Here is a 21,738-nt window from a genome sequence, read left to right on the forward strand (position 1 = left end):
CTTATACAGGAGCAGTAGCGAAGCATTTTAATGACAGTCCTTCTTCTGGCAACACTCTTTAAAACTGTAAGCATAGATAACTTAAATTCCCCATCTCATAGCTTCTATGGATAACCTTGGCTTTGTTTGCAGGATTGCCACTCCCCATTGCAATAAACAACGGTACAAAGTGTTCTGCTCTGGGTACGGCCTGGCGAGCATACGGTGCTTCGCTTTCATAGTGATCCAAAGCCTCTATATCTCTACTTTGTACTTTTTCAATAATCCAATCATCAAAATCTATAGCCCAAGGTTCTGTTTTCGTTTCCCCCCATTTGACGATACGCAGATTATGAACAGTCACTCCACTACCAATGACCAGAATATCCTGTTCTCCCAGTCCTCGCAGCACTTCACCAATAGCATATTGTGCTTTGGGTGAGAGATATGGATTTACAGAGATCTGAACTACCGGAATGTCTGCCTCAGGATACATACGATGCAACAATGTCCAAGATCCATGATCCAATCCCCTCACCCGATCAGTTTCTACGTCAATGCCCTTTTGTTCATATAATTTTTTCAGCTTATTGGCCAGTTCCACAGAACCATGTGCTGGATATTTCACTGTGTACAGTTCCGGTGGAAAACCGCCAAAATCATAAATGGTATCGTACACGTCATCCATCGAACTGATTGTCAACGTTTGTGTTTCCCAATGAGCAGTAAAGATAACTATTGCTTTAGGACGAATACTTTTCCCCAGTTGCTCTAAAAATGAAGTATAGTCCGTCTGTTCAATAGCAAGCATCGGTGAGCCATGGGCCAAAAATAAAGATGGCATCATATAAAGATCCCCTTATCATCAACAATTTATTTTATTCATCAAGTAACTTTATGTAAGTAATGATACATAAGTAATAGAGTCATGTCAACACAGATTTTAACATACACTTAAAGGTCAAAGATTCTATAAATAAAGATTGATATAGGTATAATGTCATAGTAATATGTAACTAATAAATTTTAAAATTTCACTTTATTTCGATACAAAGGACTGGTTTCTATGGAGATACATACTTCTAATTGCCCAAAATGCGGTTCCGTTTTTCGTCAAAACCTTAGAAACCTCTGTAGTACTTGTATTCAGGAAGAAAATATATTCTTGGACCGCTGTTCTAACTATCTATGGAAGCATCCTTCTACTCATACTCGCCAGCTCAGTGACGTAACTGGTACACCTATAGAATTGCTCACAGATTGGGTAAGAGCAGGCAAATTTCCCTCCACATACAGTCAGCTTGATTATCCTTGTGAGTCCTGCCGTTCCCCTATTTATGCAGGGAGACTTTGCCATTCCTGTCTGGGTACATTCCGTTCGGCCGCGCTGGATATTCAAACCCGTGTGCCCCGCCGTGCAACAGCAGCATTATTCTCAGTTGCAGGGCGCGCCAAAGGTTATTAAGCCTTGCTGCCTATGCACATCATTTCTGCAAAATGGATAAGTAGTCCTATACGCAAAATAAAAAACAGCCTTTTTCCTAGGAAAAGGCTATTTTGCTATGAAAAACGCTTATTTAGTTTGGTGCTCATCTAATCCATTCCTCAGCCCAAAATTGAATCTGTTCCATAACCGGCTGAAGTGCACGGCCTTTAGTTGTTAGCTCGTATTCAATGCGGACAGGAGTTTCCGGATATACATGACGTGTAAGAATTCCTTCATTTTCCAAATCTTTCATCCGCTCTGATAACATTTTGTCACTCATTGTGGGAATCAGATTGGAAATATCCTTAAACCGCTTAGGACCGCTCATCATGGATTGAATAATTAATCCATTCCAACGCTTGCCCAAACATGAAAAGGCGGTTTCAAAACGCGGACACATTTTTGTACATTGCGGTTGACTCTCCAAATTTTTCACCTTCTTTTGCATTTCGGTTTGATAAAGCTTTCCTTTTGTTAGTATATATCATTTTAGCACACTTTATCCCGAAAGAAAACACTTTCTTCTTAAATTAAATACCTGCGCCGATAAAGTTGCCATGACCAAAACTGATTATACAACAAACCAACACAGCAGGTATATGTCTAAATCGTTAAATCAAAAAAGGCGGAATCCCCAGAGGTTCCGCCTTTCAATCTATTCATTATATAGCTCATCAAAATGTGATGATTATCATTATACCAACACTCCACCGAGAGGTCTTACCGGTTCACTTCTACCATATATTGGTTTGTTAATATTTGTTGGAGAAGTCCAACGAATACTATTGGCAATAACCTTCAAAATATCAGGCTGGTAATAAGTCGGATAGGTCTCATGGCCTGGGCGGAAATAGAATATCTTACCGCTACCTCGGCGGAAGGTACATCCGGTTCTAAATACTTCGCCGCCTTCAAAGTTACTAACAAATACCAGTTCATCCGGCGTAGGAATATCAAAGAACTCGCCATACATCTCTTCCTGCTTCAACAATATTTTGGCGTCAATGCCTTCTGCAATGGGATGTGACGGATTCACCGACCAAATAATCTCCTGTTCACCTGCCACCCTCCATTTCAGATCGCAGCTAGTGCCCATCAGGGCTTTGAATGGCTTGGAAAAATGGCCTGAGTGCAGCACGATTAAGCCCATTCCTTCCTGCACTCGCTTGACAACACGCGCCGTAACTTCATCGCTCACCTGATCATGGGCTTTATGCCCCCACCACAGCAGCACATCTGTGGAATTCAAGACTTCTTCTCCCAAACCATGCTCTGCATCATCACGCAGTGTAGCTGTTCGAATGGCAAATCCCTCTCCTGCCAGGCCGTCAGCCAACGCTTTGTGTATCCCGTCAGGGTATATCTGTTTGGCTTCATCATTCAACTTTTCGTTCAAAAATTCATTCCAAATGGTGACGTTAATCATCAACATTTCCCCCTATTAGGTTAGACCCACCACATCTCGCTCAGCGGTTCTTCAATCAGTACCTGGCGAAGATTGTGGACAGCCTTAGTAAAGCCCTCTTCCACGGACATCAGACCATCTTCATGCTCAATACTCACTACATGATCGTATCCCACCAGGCGCAGAGCACTGATAATATCTGCCCAGGTTTTTACATCATGTCCATAACCCACAGTACGGAACTGCCAAGCGCGATCTAGCATTTTCGTATATTCCTGCATATCGGTAAGTCCATATTTATTTACATTAATCGGATCAATCGTCGTATCCTTGGCATGAAAGTGGTGAATAGCTCCCTCTCGGCCCAAAATTTGAACTGCCTGCACAGGGTCAATTCCCTGCCACCACATATGGCTCGGATCGAGATTAGCACCAATAACCTCTCCCGCAGCTTCACGTAAACGAAGCAAGGTCGCTGGTGTATGAACGGAGAAGCCTCCGTGTAGCTCCAATCCAATTTTAACATGATGATCTGCTGCAAATTTCCCCGTCTCGGTCCAGTAAGGAATAATTTTATTCTCCCATTGCCACTTCAACACTTCTTGAAAATCATTAGGCCACGGAGCCACAGGCCAGTTTGGATATTTCGCATCCTCATGATCTCCCGGACAGCCGGAGAAAGTGTTCACAACTGGAACTTCCAGCTTTTCTGCCAATCGAACGGTTTTAAGAAACGTATCATGATCAGCCTGGGCCAAATGCTTTTGCGGATGAAGAGGATTGCCGTGACAGCTAAGTGCGCTAATCGTTAGTCCGCGGGACTCTACTGCCTTTTTAAAATTTTTGAGCGCTGCATCATTCTCCAGCAATTCATCCGGCTTACAATGCTTATCCCCCGGGTTGCCGCCTGTACCGATTTCTACAGCATCCAATCCTTGAGAAGCCACATAATCCAACGCTTCCTCCAGCGAACGGCCACCGAACAACACCATAAATACTCCAAGTTTCAAAAGAAATCCCCCCTGTATCATATGTGAAAAAAGCTGCTTTCATTATAACGATGGTCTATTCGGGATAATTACGGCTTAGTCAAAATAGACAGCTTTTCCCGTACGTGCCGATTCATAGATAGCTTCCAAAATTTCAGTAACAACCAGTGCCTGTTCCGGCTTCACAAGAGGTTCTTTGTCGTCCAGAATAGATTCGATCCACAGGCGGGCTTCGCGGTCTGCTTCATTTTCCGTCTCCCCAGAGTAAAAGGCAACACCACCTGCATCCAGATCTATTTTCGTATCAAACAAACGGCTGTTCTTTTCTCCGTTAATGCGCAATCCATCCTGCATATCGGCTCCGCCTTCGGTACCGCATAACAGTGTCTTCGCTTCGCCAAACTCTACAACGTTTAATGCCCAGCTGGATTCCAGTACAATCGTAGCTCCATTTTGCATCGTAATAAAACCAAAAGCTGAGTCCTCTACCTTAAATTCCTCAGGGTTCCAAGGCCCAAAGGCATTTGCCGCATCTTTACGATCCCCTAGCTTATGGAAAGTTGAACCTAGTACGCTTTTAGGCTTGTAATTATCCATCAGCCAGAGTGTCAGGTCTAGTGCATGCGTGCCAATATCAATAAGAGGACCACCGCCCTGCTTCTCTTCATCCAAGAATACTCCCCAAGTCGGAACCGCGCGACGGCGTAGAGCAATGGCTTTGCCCAGATAAATTTCTCCAAGCTCTCCTTGCTCGACTAATTGCTTCAGGTACAAACTGTCATCACGATAACGGTTTTGATACGCTATGGACAGCTTCTTACCTGTGCGGTTGGCCGCATCAAGCATCTCCCGTGCTTGCTCAGCAGTTTTAGCCATCGGCTTTTCACACAGCACATGCTTACCTGCCTCAAGCGCCGCTACGGTAATTTCCGAGTGCGAGTCGTTAGGTGTACATACATGTACGACTTCAATGTCTTTATTTTCTAACAGCTTACGGTAATCGCTATAAACTTGCGAGCCATCAACACCAAACTTTTCTGCTGCCTCTTCAGCGCGCTCCTGAATGATGTCACAAAATGCAACGATCTCCGCACGCTTCTGCTTGGCAAGACTCGGCAAGTGTTTGCCGTTGGCAATGCCTCCACAACCAATAATCCCGATTTTAAGTGTTTTAGACATGAATATTTCCTCCCTGAGCTGCGTATTGTTGGAGCCATTTAATGCTGGTTTCAATGCTTTCGATTGGAGGGTTTGAGCAGAAATCCTGTTCCACGACGACCCAATCCACACCTGCCTGAATAGCGGCGTCTGTAATGGCCTGAAGCTGCACTTCGCCTTTGCCAAGCTCTACAGTCACTGCTTTTTGCTGCTCGTCACGTGCCATATCCTTTAAGTGAATGATAGGCAGGCGTCCATTATAACGTCCGATGTATTCCACTGGATCATAGCCCCCGTAGTATACCCAACAAGTATCCATTTCGACCTGTAACAAATCATCGGAAACTGCATCATATAAAGCATCGAATACTGGGCGATCATTGATCTTTTCTGTTAATTCAAAATCATGATTATGATAAGCCAGTATCAAACCCTGTTCCTTCACTTTTTCACCAATACGATTTAAATTAGCAAAAAGTTCATCCCACTCCCGCTGTTCTTCGGTTAAATAAGGAACGATTAGGTACTTATTGCCCAATTCTTTGTGGTATGAAATCTCCTCATCCAAATGATTCAGCAAGCGAGAATATTGTACATGAGTTCCGACAACTTCCAGATTCAGTTCATCCAAGAGCGCTCTGACATCCCTGGCATTGCGTCCGAAAAAGGTATGAAATTCTACTCCTTTATAGCCAAGCTCAGCTATCTTGCGCAATGTACCTTCAAAATCCTGTTCAAGCTCTTCCCTTACGGTGTACAATTGCAATCCTACTTTAGCCATTACCCTTCACCTCTTTAAGTTAGGAACCATTATATCTGTTCCATAATACACATCCTCGTCCGGCTTGAACGTACTTACCAGCGTAATGTATTGCCTTCCAATGATGAGTGCTGAAAAGCATGCATGGCTTCTAACACATGGTAGGCCAGCTCAGCATTGGCACGATGGTCCGTGAATTTCAATGCGCCAAAGGCTTTTCACTGTACACATGCTTGCCTGCCTCTAGTATCGCTATATCTGACCATACGTGGCTGCCAGGCACGGTCAGATTAAATACAAGCTCAATTTCAGGCTGGCGCAGTAATTCATCCGATTTGTATACGTTTTCAATGTTGAATTTATCGGCCCTCTCCTTTGCCCTCTCATCCAGTAAATCAGCGATGGCCACCACTTCAATGAGTGGGCTCTTTTGGAGATTTTCAAGATATACCGAGCTAATAGTACCGCATCCGATAATCCCGGCCTTCATTCGTTCCACGTCGTCACACTCCTTGGCCTCCAACATGTACTTTCTCATCTAACATGTAAGCTTTACAGTTCACATAGTATTCTATTTCTGTTTCGTTTAAAATGAATAATATGATTAAAACATGAACAATCTGGTCAATATTTGAAACAGCCATATGCCCAAAGGAGTCATCATCATGTCTATCGTCGAGCCTTGTCAGGTTCTTACCGCAGGCTATTCCTTCCATCGAAAGCCCTTTTATTCGAACCAGCCTGAGGGGATCAAAAATTATTTATTCCGTTTGCAAACAGATGGACGTTGCCAAGCCCGCATTAACGGGGAAATGACACGGATTGAGGCAGGTGACCTACTGTTATTCAATCCTACCGAGCCTTATGAACTGGATATTCATAGTGAGTTGAATCCCATGGGAGAGCTGGTCGTGGAAAGCGGAGATTATCACATTTTTTTCGGTGGTTCCTGGGTAGATGAGTGGTGGAACCATCATAAACGACCCAACAGAATTAAGGTTCAGCTCACAGAAGCCCTGCTTGGCCTATTTCGTCAGCTTGTGATGGAGCAACGACGTATTTCTAATCCTTACCCGGAAATATCAAGTTATTACATACGCATTTTATGTTTGGAGTTTGACCGTATGCTATCCGATCATCCTATCGCTACTCATCATAACTATCTTGCGTATCAGATTAAAAATTATATTGAAGAAAATGCATCCTCTAACTTCAAGCTAGATGACGTGTCTTCACACGTCGGTATCAGCGTATCCCGAGCAGTGCATCTGTTTAAGGAAACATTTGATACGAGCATTATGCAGTACACGCTGGACATCAGGCTTAACATGGCGAGAGAACGAATCATTTTCAGTCCCATGTCACTGGAACAAGCCGCCGAATCGTCAGGATTTGCAAATTACACGTATTTTCACCGTGTATTTCGTTCCCGCTTCGGTATGTCGCCTAAGGAATTCAGGGTGATTCACCGCGAGCAATTGTAGGACAAAGAGAGCGTTCACCTGAACGCTCTCTTTGTTCATAACCAATAATAGTGGATGCTGCTTACATACCACGACCCAGCTTTTTTACGGAGCAATTGTCAGCATCACTACTGACATTGGTGGCAGTGTAACATCCAAATGCTGACCTTGAAGCTGATAGGATGTGAAAGCTTCCTTTTTCACACGCTCTGGCTGATCAAACGTATTATGTGCCTGCATATCGTCGTTGGCAAGGACAACACCACTGATCTTTTTAACCTCTTCCAGTCCTCTTAGCTCCAAATTCAAGTTTGCCGACACGCCCGGATGGACGTTGCAAAAGCTGATATGAATATTACCATCCTGCGCCTTGGAGGCGGACACGCTTACTTGCGGGATGGAATCCCCGTCATATTCATAATCGCCTACCTTTACATGAACAGCCAGTGCTTGCGCATCCTGATGCACCTTAAACATTTCAAATATATGGTATGTCGGCGTCAACAGCATAGCAGGACCTTCGGTCAGAACCATTGCTTGTAAAACATTGACCATTTGAGCAATATTCGTCATCTGTACTCGGTCATGGTGATTATGGAAAATGTGTAGATGCAGCCCAGCTACCAGCGCATCGCGCATCGTATTTTGCTGATACAGGAAGCCCGGATTGGTCCCTGGCTCAGTCAGGAACCAAGTTCCCCATTCATCGACAATCAGTCCGACCCTTTTGTCAGGATCATATTGGTCCATAATAGCAGAATGACGAGTAATCAATTCATCCATGTGCAGTGATTTTTTCATCGTCTCGAACCATTCCGCTTCATCAAAGCCGAGTGCTTGCCGTTTCCCTTCCCAGTTTCCCGGGATCGTATAGTTATGCAGGCTCAAACCGTCCATAAGATGCCCAGCTTCACGCATCAACACTTCGGTCCAACGATAATCGTCCACATTCGCCCCACCTGCAATCCGATAAATGCGGTTCTCGCCATAGTTACGGACATATGTCTGATAGCGGCGATACAGATCGGCATAATATTCTGGGCGCATGTTACCGCCACAACCCCAGTTTTCGTTACCCACTCCAAAATATTTGAGCTTCCATGGTTTCTCACGACCGTTTTCCTGACGCCATGCAGCCATTGGGGACTCTCCATCGAAGGTCATGTACTCTACCCATTCCGACATTTCCTGAACTGTACCACTGCCGACATTTCCACAAATATAAGGCTCTGCATCTAACAGCTCGCACAATTGAAAAAACTCATGTGTGCCAAAATGATTATTTTCAACCACACCGCCCCAATGCGTATTTACCATTCTCTTACGATTTCCTTTGGGTCCGATACCATCTTTCCAATGATATTCATCGGCAAAACAGCCTCCCGGCCAGCGCAGCACAGGAATATTCAGCTTTTTCAGCGCTTCCACCACATCATTACGAATTCCGTTTGTGTTCGGAATCGGTGAGTCCTCTCCAACCCATATGCCTTCATAAATGCAACGTCCAAGATGCTCAGCAAATTGTCCATAAATGTTTTTATTAATAATGCCTTGTTTCCAATCGGTATTAACAACAATAGAACCCTTCACAACAAACCCTCCCAAAATATTAAGATTGTTGGAACATCCGCATAAATGTTTACGCTTTCATTTTGGTGTAAATATCACTCATTCCACCGAGCTTCTTTCGATTTTAATTTTTACGCATCATCACATCTAGCGAACATTAATATAGTTATTAATAATTAAATAAAAATATTTCACGTGTTTAATATATTTTATTGTCTACTTTTTGTCAATCTTTAAGAAAAGATCCAATCAAACCAAAAAGCCTGCCATTAAGGCAGACCAAGGTATGATTACTTTAACACGTAATCCAGGTTCAGCCGAGCCTGAGCATTGTATCTTTTAGGCTGTTCCTATCCACCGTGAACCATGGTAACTGGGACAATTTTGAGCTGCCGCCAAAGCACGTACACGAACAATACTTCCGCTGATACCACACGTATGTCCGGACATTAACTCTTCACATTGTGAGCAGGCCAACAGTCTGGCTTCGTACACTTCATCATTTACACATTCCATTTTGGGTCTCATGTTGGTTAGAATTCTGGTAATTTGCTCTTCCGATATCGAGATATCTCTTTCACAACCTTTGCAGGTGCTTGGCACAGGTATATCTTCCATCGTCAGCTTACCTCCCCATCAACAATGTCTTAAGTAAATATAGTGAGTCCATGATGCCATAAATGATAACAGTATATCCTTTATTCTGGCTATCCCTATTTCCATTCCGACGTAAGGCTGGCAGCCGCCTCGGATACGACCATCGCCAAGTCCTCATTTCCGAACATGGATAGTACCCCTAATACTGTATCCAGCGGAATATCACCCGCTTCTTCACGCGATACAGTCAATTTGCGTACTCGTAGCAGACGCTCGTTGCTATCCTGATGCGGATACGCTACACGATATAATTCCTCTGGCTCCAACCCGTGATTGATACACCATTGCGCAAATACAAGAATCATCATATCTTCTTCTTGCTTATAATTTTCGATGATGGCTTCTTCTAGCTGTTTACCACGATTATCTTCTTCCATTCATTCATTTCTCCTTCAACCTAATTCTTGATGTCTGTCTGGACTGTTAAGATCATGTTCGGACGTTCCATATTAATCACTCAAACGGTTGATCAGTTCGTCAGCCAGCATATGGCTTTCCAATACTTTTCCAGCTCGTACAGCACACTCCTCCGGACGATGAATATGCTCCAGAAAATGATTCACGACTCCTGTGAATCCTCGTCTTTCCAAAATCGTATCCCAGCTTCCAAAAGCTTGCGTTAATGGTGAATGATTTTTTTGCATAAAAACAGCCTGTTCCATATTTGTTACTTCAACAGACCGTCCTGCCCCGTGAAGCTCCAGTTTTTCTATGTCAGCTCCTGCCTGTCTACTCATACTGTAGCTTCCGGTGGCATTTCCCAAACGTACAGTCCCGAACGCAGCATCCATATATCCTTCACTCGTCGTATTCAGACTACTATGCAGCAGTTCATAATCATCGCCACCCAGCCACAAAAGCAAGTCAAGCATATGAATTAAATCATCATAAACCGTCTGTGCCGCCGGTCTTCGATCATATCCAGTACGATGTTTAATAGCCGCACATTGACTGAATCCACCCGCTTCCTCTAACCAAGCCTTAGCAGCAACATAATGCGGGGCAAAACGCCGATTAAATCCCACCGCCAGCAGCACGGCCTGTGCTTCCGCAAAAGCGGTCATTTCCAGATTCTGACGAACATCATAGGACAACGGTTTATCCACATACACGGCAATCCCTTTTTCAATACACGCCATAACCAGATCAAAATGAGCTTCGGTCGCGGCATGTATAAATACAGCTTCCGGTTCCCATGCCAGCATCTCCTTCACATCTGTCGTTCCTCTAGGCAACCTATATTGCTCCATGACGGAACTTACCGGCTCCTGTGAACGGTTCATGACACCTACAATGTCTACACCTTGGTGTGCAGCCAGTAACGGCAAATATACTTTACGAGCAATACCACCCAGTCCCGCAATGGCTACCCTTGTCTTCGTTTGCTTGTCCATATCATTCCCACCTCTAATCACTCATTCATCTGTTGTCTAGTTTACATGGAAGTCTGCTGACAAGTAAAGAAAAGAGACTGCTCCGGGTCCAGTTGGACAATAACGGAACAGCCTCTATGGCATGAACATTCAGCTTCAGCTAAGTTTACCTCAATGTAAGTTAGCTTAGGCGTGCTGCACTTGCTTTCTTGTTTTTTCACTTTTGATTTTTTTAACACGCATCCCAATGGCTACAACCAGAACCACAACCAGAACCTCAAAGCCGTATTTAACGACCCCGTTCATAAACCAGTGTGCAATCAACGGTTCCGCCACCACCATTTTGGCAGCAGTATAAGCAAGTACAGCAGCCCCAATCGTAATAACTACTGGGTAACGTTCTGTCAGCTTCAAGATAATCGTACTTCCCCACACCATGATTGGAACAGAGATTGCAAGACCCAATATAACGAGTAGCATATTTCCATGAGCTGCGCCCGCTACAGCAAGTACATTGTCGAGCCCCATCATCGTATCCGCGATAATAATGGTGCGGATCGCTGCCCACATTTGATTCGTGGCTGAAATTTCATGCTTCTTCTCTTCGACCAGTAGCTTATAGGCGATATAGATAAGTGCGAGTCCCCCAATCAAACGCAATCCATAAATTTGCAATAAATACGTGACCAGCACCGTAGCAATCACACGAATGATGACCGCTCCGACCGTCCCCCAAATAATGACCTTCTTTTGATTGGCCTTATCAACATTGCGAGCCGCCAAACCGATTACGATTGCATTGTCACCAGCTAGCACCAGATCAATGATAATGATGGATACTAATGCGGTTAAAAACTCAATTGACAACAAATCCATACGTTTCTCCCACCTTTTTTATTTATTTGTTATACTGTACATAGTTCAGCGCTTTATACTAAAAAAGCGCCATTTCACGGAATCCGGAAACGGCGCTGACCCAAATTTGGCATCAAAAAAAGACCATTTACCCGGATTCCTAAAATCCTGGCAAAGGTCTCGCTTACAACATTACGTTGCCAATAAAGCCGGGGATTAAAAATCCCGTAATGACGACTTTACTCGTTGAGCTACTCCCCTTTGGGAACTATTCTATTAGTGGCAGTATAGCACACATTATTAGGAATGTGAACCCTATTTTTTTCTGTATAAGCGATAAGCCGTACAGGGATATTGAAAGAGGTATGTAAATGAAAAAATGGCTACTTGCCGCTGCTTATGTTTCGCTGCTTTGCATCGCGTTTATCTACAGATATGATTGGCTCGCCTGGGCGGACAAGCAAACCTCCTTTCCAGTTCTGCTACTGCTCGCATTTTTATTCGCGTTAATACCGTTTGTGCCTTACAAGCTGATTATCGCTTCTATTGCTTATGCCGCAGGTCCTTGGCAAGGTGCTCTGATTTGCTGGCTAGGCACTACCATGGCTGCACTGGTCGTTTTCATTGCAGTACGTACCCTGTTTCGTGACAAAGGACGAGCCTATTTGAAGCGGGTTCCTGCATTGGAGCGCTTCAATCGGGTCATGGAAAGGGAGCCTTTTGCTGCTGTTCTGCTGGCTCGCCTGATTCCGGTCATCCCCCAGGCAGCGGTAAATGTATACGCTGGAGTAGCGGGGTTTCCGTTCTGGAGCTTTATCCTAGGTACAGCTATTGGCAAGCTTCCCGCAATTGCGGTGTATGCTTATGCTGGCGGCACCTTTGCAGAACACCCAATCACTGGTTTGCTCATTTTGGTGCTATATACTGCATTGGTGGGCGGCGGCTTTATACTCTACCGAAAAAGGCTTCAACGCATCAATAGAATTTAATGCGACAGTTTGCTACCGTTTCTGTAGGATGTTTCATGGCGATTTTGGGGACAGAGCCAGTTACACTGCCGTTTGGTTTCTGACGTTTCGTTGGATTTTGCAAAAATCTCGTATATAATTTAATTGTAAGCTATTTAAATAACAACTAATTAAACATTCTCAGATTGGAGTGACAAATATGAGCACCAACAATCCACACACGGTAGAAAAAGCAACTTTTGCAGGTGGCTGCTTCTGGTGCATGGTTTCCCCTTTTGAGGAATTACCCGGTATTTTGAAGGTTAGATCTGGATACACAGGGGGACATACCGAAAATCCTACCTATGAAGAGGTATGCTCTGAAACAACGGGGCATGTGGAAGCCGTACAGATTACATTTGATCCACAAGTTTTCCCGTATGAAAAACTGTTGGAGCTATTCTGGCAGCAGATTGATCCGACGGATGAAGGTGGACAGTTTCACGATAGAGGTTCATCTTACCAAACGGTTATTTTCTATCATAATGAAGAGCAGCGAATCAAGGCAGAAGCTTCTAAAGAAGCTTTGGCTCAAAGTGACCGCTTCGACAAGCCCATTGCTACACCGATCCTGCCTGCGACCACTTTTTATGAAGCAGAAGAATATCATCAGGACTACCATAAGAAAAACCCCGCTCATTACAAACGCTACCGCAAAGGTTCGGGACGTGAGGATTTTATCGAACAAAATTGGTCTGACAAGATTGATAAATCCGATCTTAAAGATCGGCTCACGCCTATTCAATACGAAGTAACTCAAAAAAACGCGACCGAGCGCCCTTTTCAAAATGAGTTTTGGGATCATGAGGGTGAAGGCATTTACGTAGATATCGTATCAGGAGAGCCCTTGTTCAGTTCATTGGACAAATATGATGCAGGTTGCGGTTGGCCCAGCTTTACCCGTCCGCTGCGCAGCTATAATGTCAAAGAAAAAACCGATCTCAGCCATTTTATGATCCGTACCGAGGTGCGAAGTCGCGAAGCTGACTCCCATTTAGGGCATGTATTCGATGATGGTCCTGGTCCAGATGGTCTGCGTTATTGCATCAATTCCGCCGCGCTCCGCTTCGTGCCTCAAGCAGACTTGGAACGTGAAGGATACGGAGCATATAAGTCATTATTTGAACAGTAAGTAACCATAAAATCATTGGAGCTGACCCGCGATCTATCTTTAATAGATGATCACGGGTCAGCCCTTTTTTGGGATATGGCAGCAGCACATCATTACGAAAGCTAGCAATTAACTCATTACCCATCCAAGCCAAATTGCTAGCGGTACTAGCAATAGCTGAGCTAATAAAGTACCTGCCAAACGCGACATGATCATCCAGCCGTACATACTGTTCATCCGAGTTAAGGGTAGCTCCCCTCGTAGCGTTTTCTCCGACAGTACCGCCAATCTTGGATCAATTAACAAGGTCAATAATACCGTTGCAACGCCATTGATTAGACCTGACGACATTGACATTGCTGTACCTTGTGCAGGCCACAGGAATGAAGCATATAAAGCAGATACTACTCCTGTTGTATAAATCGCAGTAACGGTTATATTCAGAATAATTAGACGTTTGGGTATCGCTCCGCTAATCAATGAAGTAAGCATAGACCAGGTGGGACGTTTTATGTAGTAGCCTGCATGTTTCCAGCGACTTCGCAGCATTAAATGACGCACCAAAGCCGGAATAGATCCGGTATGCTCCAAATGCACAATCCATCTGGCTGACATGCGTACCACTGTTGGATACAGTAATATAGCAAGTATGGTTCCAACGGTTGCTGCCAGCAGTACCCCATGCATATATAGTTCCAGTCTAATATCCGTTCCGCCCACTTGTGCTGCAGCTTTAGCCTGATCGACCATCCCTCCGAGTAAAGGCCCCTGCGCCATGTTAGAGGTGCGTGAAACCAACAGCAGCATTCCCGCAACGGTTAACGCTAATCCAATCCGACGCGCTCGCAAACCACCAAGCCGCAGAGCATAGGACAAGCTATCTGTAGTATGAATGATGATAGTCAGCAAAAAAACAAAACCCCAGGTAAGCAAATGCTTCACTCCTTTTTCTGGTATTCTGCACACCATTATACGCTTTTTCTCAAGATACATTTTACAATATATTCATTTCTTTGATTTCCGTTTGTTTAATCCTACAACGGGTAATACATAGTACATCATCTGCTATAAGGAGTGTGCAACTATGCCTTGGAACAAACATGATTACCCTCCATCCATGAAAAACCTGGAACCTCGTGTGCGAGAAAAAGCCGTTGATATTGCTAACGCTCTACTCCGTGACGGCTATGAAGAAGGTCGCTCGATTGCGATTGCCACTTCCCAAGCCGAGGAATGGAACGATAATCATCCAGCCGAGCAAGATGAGAAACAGTAGAAAAAATATAAAACGGACGCATTCAGTCTACTTTAAAACCTTCCTGATAGAAGCTGAATACAGCGAAAGGGTGTTACGTAAGAAGATTTCTCTCCTAACGTAACACCCTTTCCTTATTGACGAAGGCTGTGGACGACCGGCACTGTTTTGGCAACTACCTTTTTAGCGGGAATAGCCGCTGGCAGTACCTTTTTCACAGGTCGGTGCAGTTGGAACGTGGTCGTCCATGTAATTATTTTTCCGGCAAGCCACACAGCCAGTATTGTAAACATTGTTTCCTTCATAGGCAGATACAATAGTGATAATCCCAGTACGATGATGTCACTGACAATAAACACGTTGCCGATTTTCCACCCGCGCCACTCACTGATCAGCAGAGATAAGATATCATCGCCCCCGGTTGCTCCACCGAATCGCAGTACGATTCCGGCTCCCAAACCTGTAAGCACCCCACAAAGTAGAGCAGCTATCAGCAGATTTCCATGTAGATCTATAACCAGAGTCGAATACTTCTCAAATCCTGCATAAAACAGTGAAAAAGCGACGGCTCCGATTAACGCAAGCAGCATAAATCTTTTGCCCTTCAGTACCCATGCCAGCAATATGACGGGAATATCAAGCAGCAACATACTCCATGCTGGAGATATGCCAAACGCGTAATGTCCCAGCAGGGCCAAGCCTGCAAATCCGCCTTCTGACAAATGATTTTGGGCATTAATGTGATAGTACGTAAAAGCTAAAATGCATGTTCCGAGCAACATGACAGCAATCTGTCTCAATGCTCCATTGTTCACGATAGATTCGTAAGTTTTCCTCATACAGGCTCCCTCGGTTTCTCGTAAGTTTGATGTGGATGAACCCACTCTTACGGAAACTACCAGGTAAGATGTGCCTGGAGGACTTGGTCCTTCGCATGTACAATCCCCTCTTCCGCAGAGTTGGCTTTCGCAACTTGACGTTACTCCGCGGAAAAGCTAAGTATAAGACAGATCAAATCGTTTCCAAATCGTCCTTTGGGGAAGTATCCTTCGGGGACACATGGTATCCTGATCCTTTCTTTTGTGGAATAAAACTCCGACATTTCTGTGGTACATATAATTCTATAATTTATTATACCACACCTTGTCACCTGCTAAACAGCTTGCTTTTTTGCTGCACCATATTTTATTTTATGTGTGAGCATGCTTTATTGTATGTGTGAATTAACGCATTATACCGAAGGTTTGGCGAATGTACATTTAATATAACCCAAATCGTATTTTATTTTTGTTTAGATTATTATCCACTTAATTTGGCGGTTCTACGCTGATTGGCCATAAACACTCCTCCAAGTATAAGGACCAGCCCGGTTAGAACGTTCCAGCCGATATGTTCATTCAAGAGCAAAAAGCCCCATACAATGGCACTTACTGGTACAAAATACGTCACCGAAGAAGCAAATTCCGCACTCCCCCGCAAAATCATGTAGTTGAACAAAATATATGCTACTCCTGATCCCAAAACTCCCAGTCCTATAAGAGAACCCAATACACCTGAATCAGAAACAATCGACAAATCAGGTCTCTCCACCATTGCCATCATAATGCCACCCCCTACCACCGCACCAAGCAGTGTCGCAAAGGTAGCCTGATACATGGAAAGATTGGAAAGAAAACGTTTGGAGAGCTGTGTTCCAAATCCGTAGCAAAGAGTCGCAAGCAGCATACACCCAAAACCCACAGGATCAACAGAAATAATAGATGCAGGATTAATACCCAATAAAATAATAATTCCTACAAAAGCGAGACCCATTCCTAACCACTGCATTCGATGAAAAATAGCTCCGAAAAAAACAAGCCCCACCAACATGGTCCATATGGGCGTGGTAGCATTCAATACAGAAGCCATGCTGCTAGCTATTCTGGTCTCGCTAAAACCGATCAATGTCCATGGCAAGACCATGTTGACCGAAGCTACCAGAGTAACCGATTTCCACGGAATGCTTTTGATTTTAAACGGCCTGCGCATAAGTATCATTAACAAGACAATAAAAATAAGCCCAAAGCTGGACCTGAGAAATACAATAGTCCACGGCCCTACCTGATGTAGCAACAACACCTTGATAAACATAAACGAACCGCCCCAAATGAGGCTCAACAGTAATAAAGCTGCATATAACGAACGTGACAATATGTATACCTTCTTTCTCCACTTTCTTAAGTTAAATAGTAAAGGCTGACCGCAGTCAGAACGATCTCCCCTTTTATGTAAGTTTTTATCCATTAGCTTAACATAAACTCTGTTTGACTGTCATTGGCGATAAACGTAAGATTCTTTACATAATGGCACATGGGTATCGCTCCCCATCACTTTTCCAATAATTGATGATTGCTTTAGCCATGGAAAAATTCCTATGATGAGGTATAAATAGAACATACGTTCTATATACTGATTATATATTGTATTCTTACTCGGAGTAAAGGAGATTTTTATGCCAAGCCAAAAGATACTGAACCACAAGAGCAAAGCTCCTTTACCTTCTGAAGAAGACACAGGGCTGGTCAAGATGTGTGTACTTTTAACTCTTGTTCTGGATGTGCTGGAACGAGACATTCGTATTATAAATACCTCTCCTCTAAAAATGCCCGATTTGTATGTTCGTAGCCTGACTGGAGTACAACAGCGCGTAGCTGTTCAATTAGCAGAGACAAAAGCGCGAATGAAAACACTAGGAATTAAAATTTACAGCGAAATCCGAAATCATGAAGGCGTAGAGGTTTTGTATGTATGCCGTGGCTATCAAAGGCGATTTTTCATGCTTTCATCCTTTGCTCGCAGCGAGGTCCGGCGGAAACTGGGACACTATCTAGGAATTGATCCGACGCAAGATTAAGCCTCCTTGTAATCTGGTGATTCAAGAATGGATAAGTCACCAGATCATGGATAAACTCAGTCCATTTGGCACACATTATGCCTATCTCATCCAAAAGGAGGTGCTCTCTTGGCTGGACATGACGCAGCTTCCGTTGAATTAAGCAGAAATGTTTGAGCAGTTATCCATCAATCTGAATCTGATTCGCAAACAAATTGTCACCCCGTCACTGGTTGTACGCTACTTTATGTGGGATCTAAAATCCCGAACTAAAATCGTTATTGTCTATGTTCAAGACTTGGCTAATCCTGAGCTGGTGAAAGCAGTGAAAACGAGAATTAAAGCAATCTCCTCCGATATGGCGCTCCCTGCCGGTTTTATTCAAGAATTTAAGGAGGACAATTCTTATTCTCTTCCCTCAATAGCTCAGACGGAACGACCGGATCGTGTGACCGCCAATCTAATGGAGGGACGGATTGCGATTTTGGCTGATGGTAGCCCAACTACTCTAATAGCTCCCATCTCTTTTTCTGCATTTTACCAAAGCCCAGACGATTATCACGCTCGTTGGATTATTAGTTCATTTCTAAGAACGATTCGAATGACGAGCTTTTTAATCGCTTTTACGCTGCTTGCCATTTACATTGCGACGATTACTTTTCATCCAGCTATTTTGCCATTAGAGCTGGCGCATATCATCAAATAATAACTAGGAATTGATTCTACGCCCAATAATTTTACTTATTTCCCCCTAATTGTGTTCCCTTTTTCTGCTGCTGATTCTATCCTATCTCTTCAAAAAAAAGGAGGGACCTGAAACATAAAAAAAAGAGCAGAGCGCTTGGAATGCTGACTCTACTCATGTTTATAACAGGCTGCTGGGATCAGAACAATTTGAAGGATGCCCGATTGGCAAATGCATCGGCTTATGATCTCACTCCTGAAGGCGTGTTGTCGCAAACGCTAGAGACTGTAGATGATCCTCAAAGCAATCAGGAAAATGGATGTGATGCCTTTGGCGTAGACAGACAGTTGATCGCTCATCATCCAGTAGTATGGAAAAGTGTAGATTGGAATGAAGAATACCCCAATGTTCGTTTTCATCCGCAGGTCACTGTAGACATTGTTGGGAACGGCATTTTAAACTAAACCGTTCCTGTCGTTTAGTTTTTGGGTTGATCAGATATTATTTCTGGATAAGTAACTTCGTCAGATTGGTTTTTTGGAGTCTCACTCTGGCTTTCCGATTCAGAAGGAGTCTCCTGTTCATTTTCAACAGAAGGTTGCGAAGTATCTGTTGATGGCACATCGTTGTTCTCATCAGGCATATCTACTTCTGTGTCTGCGTCAGGAACAGCAGGATCCGTTTCCTCTGGTGGAATTTTCTCTTGATCTATTGCAGGGACCTCAACCTCTGGGACTGCTTTTTCCTTGATATCTGGTTTGGATGGGACCACTGGTCTAGCAGAACGCGGAATCTGTTCTCTTCCAACCTCGGTAGGCACATATTTTTGATTAAACCAGTCAGTCACGAGTTGACCCGATTGACGGGAATAACGCCCTGGTAGCTTACCTGTAAGGCTAGAAACCGTAACTCTTACAACACCTTCCGGCTGTATAAAGTGCTTATTCTTAAAAAGCTCAGGCTGGTCCTTGACCGCCTCATTCATGATCAGTGCCCACACTGACTGTGCTCTGGAATGACCTTCTTGAGATAATGTATTAACCTGTTGGCGGTAACCAGCCCAGACGCCTAGTGTAACGTCAGGTGTGTACCCCATAAACCACACATCACCAAAGTTTTGTGTCGTACCGGTTTTACCGGCGATATCAATGGCACCGTAGCTTTTAAAAGTATTTTGCAGACGTTTGCCAGTTCCCCTCGGATCTGATATAACCGTTTTGAGCATATCCGTCATCAAAAATGCGGTTTGCTGCGAATATACACGTCTCGTCTGCGGTTTAAATTCATATACGATCTTCCCGTTGGCATCCGTAATTTTGCTGATCAGATGAGGTGCATTATATACACCCATATTGGGAATCGTTCCATATGCTGCGGTCAGTTCCTCGACGGATACCCCTTTACTTAGTCCACCCAAAACCCCTGTCTGTGCATGTTCATCCTGCGACTGAATGGTCGTAATTCCAAGAGAACGCACAAAATTCCAAGCGTTAGGAATTTTAACTTCATATAAGAACAGCCTCAGCGCAGGGATGTTGATTGACCGATTGAGTGCTTCACGGGCTGTCATAAGCCCCTCGTACCGTCTGTTATAATTTTTAGGAATATGATAACCTTTACGTCCGTCTTTCAATATGATTTGTGAATCATCAATAAGACCGGCTGGCTGAGTGTAGCCTTTTTCCAAAGCAGGTAAATAAGCAGCAATAGGCTTCATGGCAGAACCGGGCTGACGTGTCATTTGAGTTGCATAGTTCATTTGCTCGGTATTAAAATCTCTGCCCTCGATCATACCAAGTACAGCCCCTGTTTTATGATCAATCATGATTGCTGCAATCTGCTCTAATCCCTTCTTCTTACTGTATGGAGAAAAGTTTTGTGGATTGGCTGCAATCTGCCGCATATTATTATAAATTTTCTTATTTATCGTTGTATAAATTCGATATCCGGACCTTTGCAACTCTTCTCGCGTATTTTGAAGAAGCTCGGCATGCTCAGGCTTGGAAATTTCGGCTGGCGTGATATCCGGATTTTGCTGGAGCGCTAACAATTGGGCCGCTTCCCGCTCTGTCTCCAGCATCAAATAAGGGAATGTGTTATAACTTTTTTCGCGATGTGGCGCAAGAGTGGCTTTCACATCAAATTGAAGCGCCTCATTATATTCGGATAGCGTAAGTTTACCTGTTGCCAGCATTCTTCCCAACACGACACGTTGACGCTCCATCGCTTTATTGAAGCCTTCTTCATCAAAGTTCCCTTTACCATCAAAAGCGGAATAAACAGATGGCAGTTGCGGGAGACCTGCCAAATAAGCCGCCTGAGCAATATGAAGCTTATGTAGATCACTTACATTGAAAATTCCTAACGAAGCAGACTTGATTCCATATAAATTGTAACCAGCGGAACCATTACCAAAAGGCATTTTGTTTAAGTAAGCCGTTAATATTTTATCCTTGCCCATAAACCGTTCCATACGCAATGCTAGCAGCATTTCCTTCACCTTGCGGCTGTCCGTCTTATCCAGACTGAGAAAAACCCTTCGGGCTACCTGCTGCGTCAGTGTGCTGCCGCCTGTTTGGCGGTTTTCATTCAAAAGCTTCTGCTTAACGGCACGAGCTGTTCCCTTTAAATCCACACCACGGTGCTCATAAAATTGGCTGTCTTCCGTTGAAATGAGGGCGTCCACAATCGACTGAGGGACATCCTTCAGATCAACGAGCTGTCGATCCTCCTCCATGCGCATTCTTCCAACCGGAGTTACCTGATCATTAAAAAATACAAAGCTGGTCAGAGCGTTCTCATTTACCTTTTCATATATCAACTGACGTGATCGTACAGGTTCATCATGAACCAGTGCCGCTACATAGCCGGATATAAGACCTCCAGCAAATAGCAATCCAAGTACACCCGCAAACGAGAACCACTTGATATTAATTAGCAAAACTCTGCCAAAAATACGCCACCTACTGCGTTTTTGAGATGATGGTCGACGTTTTGGGTTCATAAAAATGGTTTTCTCCCCTCAATATTCATTCATTTCCACTTGTTTTTGCTCAAGATATTATGATACGCCATGTTAGGTTTTACGTAAACTCTAACGTTCCAAAAAATACA

23 protein-coding genes and 1 pseudogene are annotated in these 21,738 nt (G+C 43.9%); 8 read left to right on the top strand and 16 right to left on the bottom strand.

Features of this window, described 5'->3' with window-relative positions:
* Positions 1-58: 58 nt before the first annotated feature.
* Entirely contained in the window at positions 59-826 is a 768-nt protein-coding gene (locus NSQ57_RS15150; RefSeq protein ID WP_029517232.1) for a class III extradiol ring-cleavage dioxygenase, read from the bottom strand.
* A 318-nt stretch (positions 827-1,144) separates the two neighbouring features.
* Here NSQ57_RS15150 and NSQ57_RS15155 point away from each other — a divergent pair, with 318 nt between their 5' ends.
* Entirely contained in the window at positions 1,145-1,444 is a 300-nt protein-coding gene (locus NSQ57_RS15155) for a hypothetical protein (protein WP_342424989.1), read from the top strand.
* 124 nt (positions 1,445-1,568) lie between these two features.
* Here NSQ57_RS15155 and NSQ57_RS15160 read toward each other — a convergent pair whose 3' ends face one another.
* From NSQ57_RS15160 to NSQ57_RS15185, 6 genes and pseudogenes are all read right to left on the bottom strand, one after another.
* Positions 1,569-1,913, bottom strand: a complete 345-nt coding sequence (locus tag NSQ57_RS15160; protein ID WP_034095058.1) for a helix-turn-helix domain-containing protein — start codon at positions 1,911-1,913, stop codon at positions 1,569-1,571.
* A gap of 246 nt (positions 1,914-2,159) precedes the next feature.
* Positions 2,160-2,891 carry a ThuA domain-containing protein gene (locus NSQ57_RS15165; protein ID WP_342424990.1) on the bottom strand — a complete coding sequence of 244 codons (732 nt, stop codon included), beginning with the start codon at positions 2,889-2,891 and terminating at the stop codon, positions 2,160-2,162.
* Between the two features lie 20 nt (positions 2,892-2,911).
* A complete protein-coding gene (locus NSQ57_RS15170) occupies positions 2,912-3,880 on the bottom strand; it encodes a sugar phosphate isomerase/epimerase (RefSeq protein WP_029517230.1) in 969 nt (322 codons plus the stop codon).
* Positions 3,881-3,955: 75 nt separating this feature from the next.
* A complete protein-coding gene (locus tag NSQ57_RS15175) occupies positions 3,956-5,038 on the bottom strand; it encodes a Gfo/Idh/MocA family oxidoreductase (protein WP_029517229.1) in 1,083 nt (360 codons plus the stop codon).
* Entirely contained in the window at positions 5,031-5,798 is a 768-nt protein-coding gene (locus NSQ57_RS15180; RefSeq protein WP_340955836.1) for a sugar phosphate isomerase/epimerase, read from the bottom strand. Before NSQ57_RS15180 ends, NSQ57_RS15175 begins: the two co-directional genes overlap by 8 nt.
* Before the next feature lie 184 nt (positions 5,799-5,982).
* Positions 5,983-6,276, bottom strand: a pseudogene (locus NSQ57_RS15185) (Gfo/Idh/MocA family oxidoreductase); the annotation flags it as partial.
* Positions 6,277-6,442: 166 nt separating this feature from the next.
* On the opposite strand from NSQ57_RS15185, the gene NSQ57_RS15190 reads away from it, so the two are divergent.
* The gene (locus NSQ57_RS15190) at positions 6,443-7,261 is read left to right on the top strand and encodes an AraC family transcriptional regulator (protein WP_029517226.1); all 819 of its coding nucleotides are present in this window, start codon (positions 6,443-6,445) and stop codon (positions 7,259-7,261) included.
* A gap of 84 nt (positions 7,262-7,345) precedes the next feature.
* Here the strand turns inward: NSQ57_RS15190 and NSQ57_RS15195 are convergent, their stop codons facing one another.
* The 5 genes from NSQ57_RS15195 to NSQ57_RS15215 form a co-directional block, all read right to left on the bottom strand.
* Entirely contained in the window at positions 7,346-8,830 is a 1,485-nt protein-coding gene (locus NSQ57_RS15195) for an alpha-N-arabinofuranosidase (protein WP_341039559.1), read from the bottom strand.
* Positions 8,831-9,148: 318 nt separating this feature from the next.
* On the bottom strand, positions 9,149-9,427 hold the full coding sequence (locus NSQ57_RS15200) for a hypothetical protein (protein WP_029517224.1): 279 nt from the start codon (positions 9,425-9,427) through the stop codon (positions 9,149-9,151).
* Positions 9,428-9,522: 95 nt separating this feature from the next.
* Positions 9,523-9,843: a hypothetical protein gene (locus NSQ57_RS15205; protein WP_342424991.1), complete on the bottom strand. Its 321-nt coding sequence runs from the start codon at positions 9,841-9,843 to the stop codon at positions 9,523-9,525.
* Between the two features lie 72 nt (positions 9,844-9,915).
* Positions 9,916-10,860 (bottom strand): Gfo/Idh/MocA family oxidoreductase, encoded by a 945-nt coding sequence (locus tag NSQ57_RS15210; RefSeq protein ID WP_029517223.1) that lies wholly within the window; start codon positions 10,858-10,860, stop codon positions 9,916-9,918.
* A gap of 165 nt (positions 10,861-11,025) precedes the next feature.
* Positions 11,026-11,715, bottom strand: coding sequence for a TerC family protein (locus NSQ57_RS15215; RefSeq protein WP_029517222.1), 690 nt, complete (start codon positions 11,713-11,715; stop codon positions 11,026-11,028).
* 350 nt (positions 11,716-12,065) lie between these two features.
* On the opposite strand from NSQ57_RS15215, the gene NSQ57_RS15220 reads away from it, so the two are divergent.
* The gene (locus NSQ57_RS15220) at positions 12,066-12,683 is read left to right on the top strand and encodes a TVP38/TMEM64 family protein (RefSeq protein WP_029517221.1); all 618 of its coding nucleotides are present in this window, start codon (positions 12,066-12,068) and stop codon (positions 12,681-12,683) included.
* Positions 12,684-12,861: 178 nt separating this feature from the next.
* Complete coding sequence (gene msrA / locus NSQ57_RS15225; protein ID WP_342424992.1) at positions 12,862-13,833, top strand: peptide-methionine (S)-S-oxide reductase MsrA; 972 nt, start codon at positions 12,862-12,864, stop codon at positions 13,831-13,833.
* Between the two features lie 108 nt (positions 13,834-13,941).
* On the opposite strand, the gene NSQ57_RS15230 is transcribed toward msrA, so the two are convergent.
* Entirely contained in the window at positions 13,942-14,745 is an 804-nt protein-coding gene (locus tag NSQ57_RS15230; protein ID WP_342424993.1) for a lipid II flippase Amj family protein, read from the bottom strand.
* Positions 14,746-14,896: 151 nt separating this feature from the next.
* Here NSQ57_RS15230 and NSQ57_RS15235 point away from each other — a divergent pair, with 151 nt between their 5' ends.
* Positions 14,897-15,088 (top strand): hypothetical protein, encoded by a 192-nt coding sequence (locus tag NSQ57_RS15235; RefSeq protein WP_029517218.1) that lies wholly within the window; start codon positions 14,897-14,899, stop codon positions 15,086-15,088.
* A gap of 113 nt (positions 15,089-15,201) precedes the next feature.
* Here NSQ57_RS15235 and NSQ57_RS15240 read toward each other — a convergent pair whose 3' ends face one another.
* Together NSQ57_RS15240 and NSQ57_RS15245 are read right to left on the bottom strand one after the other, a co-directional pair.
* Positions 15,202-15,906: a YitT family protein gene (locus tag NSQ57_RS15240; protein WP_029517217.1), complete on the bottom strand. Its 705-nt coding sequence runs from the start codon at positions 15,904-15,906 to the stop codon at positions 15,202-15,204.
* Positions 15,907-16,366: 460 nt separating this feature from the next.
* Positions 16,367-17,257, bottom strand: a complete 891-nt coding sequence (locus tag NSQ57_RS15245) for a DMT family transporter (RefSeq protein WP_342424994.1) — start codon at positions 17,255-17,257, stop codon at positions 16,367-16,369.
* Positions 17,258-17,558: 301 nt separating this feature from the next.
* On the opposite strand from NSQ57_RS15245, the gene NSQ57_RS15250 reads away from it, so the two are divergent.
* The 3 genes from NSQ57_RS15250 (at position 17,559) to NSQ57_RS15260 (ending at position 19,088) form a co-directional block, all read left to right on the top strand.
* A complete protein-coding gene (locus NSQ57_RS15250; protein ID WP_049816977.1) occupies positions 17,559-17,960 on the top strand; it encodes a hypothetical protein in 402 nt (133 codons plus the stop codon).
* Between the two features lie 148 nt (positions 17,961-18,108).
* The gene (locus NSQ57_RS15255; protein WP_342424995.1) at positions 18,109-18,645 is read left to right on the top strand and encodes a spore germination protein; all 537 of its coding nucleotides are present in this window, start codon (positions 18,109-18,111) and stop codon (positions 18,643-18,645) included.
* 140 nt (positions 18,646-18,785) lie between these two features.
* Positions 18,786-19,088: a Ger(x)C family spore germination C-terminal domain-containing protein gene (locus tag NSQ57_RS15260; protein ID WP_165147087.1), complete on the top strand. Its 303-nt coding sequence runs from the start codon at positions 18,786-18,788 to the stop codon at positions 19,086-19,088.
* Positions 19,089-19,102: 14 nt separating this feature from the next.
* On the opposite strand, the gene NSQ57_RS15265 is transcribed toward NSQ57_RS15260, so the two are convergent.
* The gene (locus NSQ57_RS15265) at positions 19,103-21,628 is read right to left on the bottom strand and encodes a transglycosylase domain-containing protein (protein ID WP_342424996.1); all 2,526 of its coding nucleotides are present in this window, start codon (positions 21,626-21,628) and stop codon (positions 19,103-19,105) included.
* Between the last annotated feature and the right edge of the window lie 110 nt (positions 21,629-21,738).

Origin of the sequence: Paenibacillus sp. FSL L8-0502 (assembly GCF_038593055.1) — a bacterium.
GTDB classification, from domain to species: Bacteria; Bacillota; Bacilli; order Paenibacillales; family Paenibacillaceae; genus Paenibacillus; species Paenibacillus polymyxa_D.

What these genes read in the sequence shown, in the direction of transcription:
- NSQ57_RS15235 (WP_029517218.1), top strand. Translation starts at nt 14,897, where the DNA reads ATGCCTTGGAACAAACATGATTACCCTCCATCCATGAAAAACCTGGAA.
- NSQ57_RS15260 (WP_165147087.1), top strand. Translation starts at nt 18,786, where the DNA reads ATGCTGACTCTACTCATGTTTATAACAGGCTGCTGGGATCAGAACAAT.
- NSQ57_RS15215 (WP_029517222.1), bottom strand. Translation starts at nt 11,715, where the DNA reads ATGGATTTGTTGTCAATTGAGTTTTTAACCGCATTAGTATCCATCATT.
- NSQ57_RS15200 (WP_029517224.1), bottom strand. Translation starts at nt 9,427, where the DNA reads ATGGAAGATATACCTGTGCCAAGCACCTGCAAAGGTTGTGAAAGAGAT.
- NSQ57_RS15205 (WP_342424991.1), bottom strand. Translation starts at nt 9,843, where the DNA reads ATGGAAGAAGATAATCGTGGTAAACAGCTAGAAGAAGCCATCATCGAA.
- NSQ57_RS15265 (WP_342424996.1), bottom strand. Translation starts at nt 21,628, where the DNA reads ATGAACCCAAAACGTCGACCATCATCTCAAAAACGCAGTAGGTGGCGT.
- NSQ57_RS15210 (WP_029517223.1), bottom strand. Translation starts at nt 10,860, where the DNA reads ATGGACAAGCAAACGAAGACAAGGGTAGCCATTGCGGGACTGGGTGGT.
- NSQ57_RS15150 (WP_029517232.1), bottom strand. Translation starts at nt 826, where the DNA reads ATGATGCCATCTTTATTTTTGGCCCATGGCTCACCGATGCTTGCTATT.
- NSQ57_RS15190 (WP_029517226.1), top strand. Translation starts at nt 6,443, where the DNA reads ATGTCTATCGTCGAGCCTTGTCAGGTTCTTACCGCAGGCTATTCCTTC.
- msrA (WP_342424992.1), top strand. Translation starts at nt 12,862, where the DNA reads ATGAGCACCAACAATCCACACACGGTAGAAAAAGCAACTTTTGCAGGT.
- NSQ57_RS15175 (WP_029517229.1), bottom strand. Translation starts at nt 5,038, where the DNA reads ATGTCTAAAACACTTAAAATCGGGATTATTGGTTGTGGAGGCATTGCC.
- NSQ57_RS15250 (WP_049816977.1), top strand. Translation starts at nt 17,559, where the DNA reads ATGCCAAGCCAAAAGATACTGAACCACAAGAGCAAAGCTCCTTTACCT.
- NSQ57_RS15165 (WP_342424990.1), bottom strand. Translation starts at nt 2,891, where the DNA reads ATGATTAACGTCACCATTTGGAATGAATTTTTGAACGAAAAGTTGAAT.
- NSQ57_RS15255 (WP_342424995.1), top strand. Translation starts at nt 18,109, where the DNA reads ATGTTTGAGCAGTTATCCATCAATCTGAATCTGATTCGCAAACAAATT.
- NSQ57_RS15160 (WP_034095058.1), bottom strand. Translation starts at nt 1,913, where the DNA reads ATGCAAAAGAAGGTGAAAAATTTGGAGAGTCAACCGCAATGTACAAAA.
- NSQ57_RS15220 (WP_029517221.1), top strand. Translation starts at nt 12,066, where the DNA reads ATGAAAAAATGGCTACTTGCCGCTGCTTATGTTTCGCTGCTTTGCATC.
- NSQ57_RS15180 (WP_340955836.1), bottom strand. Translation starts at nt 5,798, where the DNA reads ATGGCTAAAGTAGGATTGCAATTGTACACCGTAAGGGAAGAGCTTGAA.
- NSQ57_RS15240 (WP_029517217.1), bottom strand. Translation starts at nt 15,906, where the DNA reads ATGAGGAAAACTTACGAATCTATCGTGAACAATGGAGCATTGAGACAG.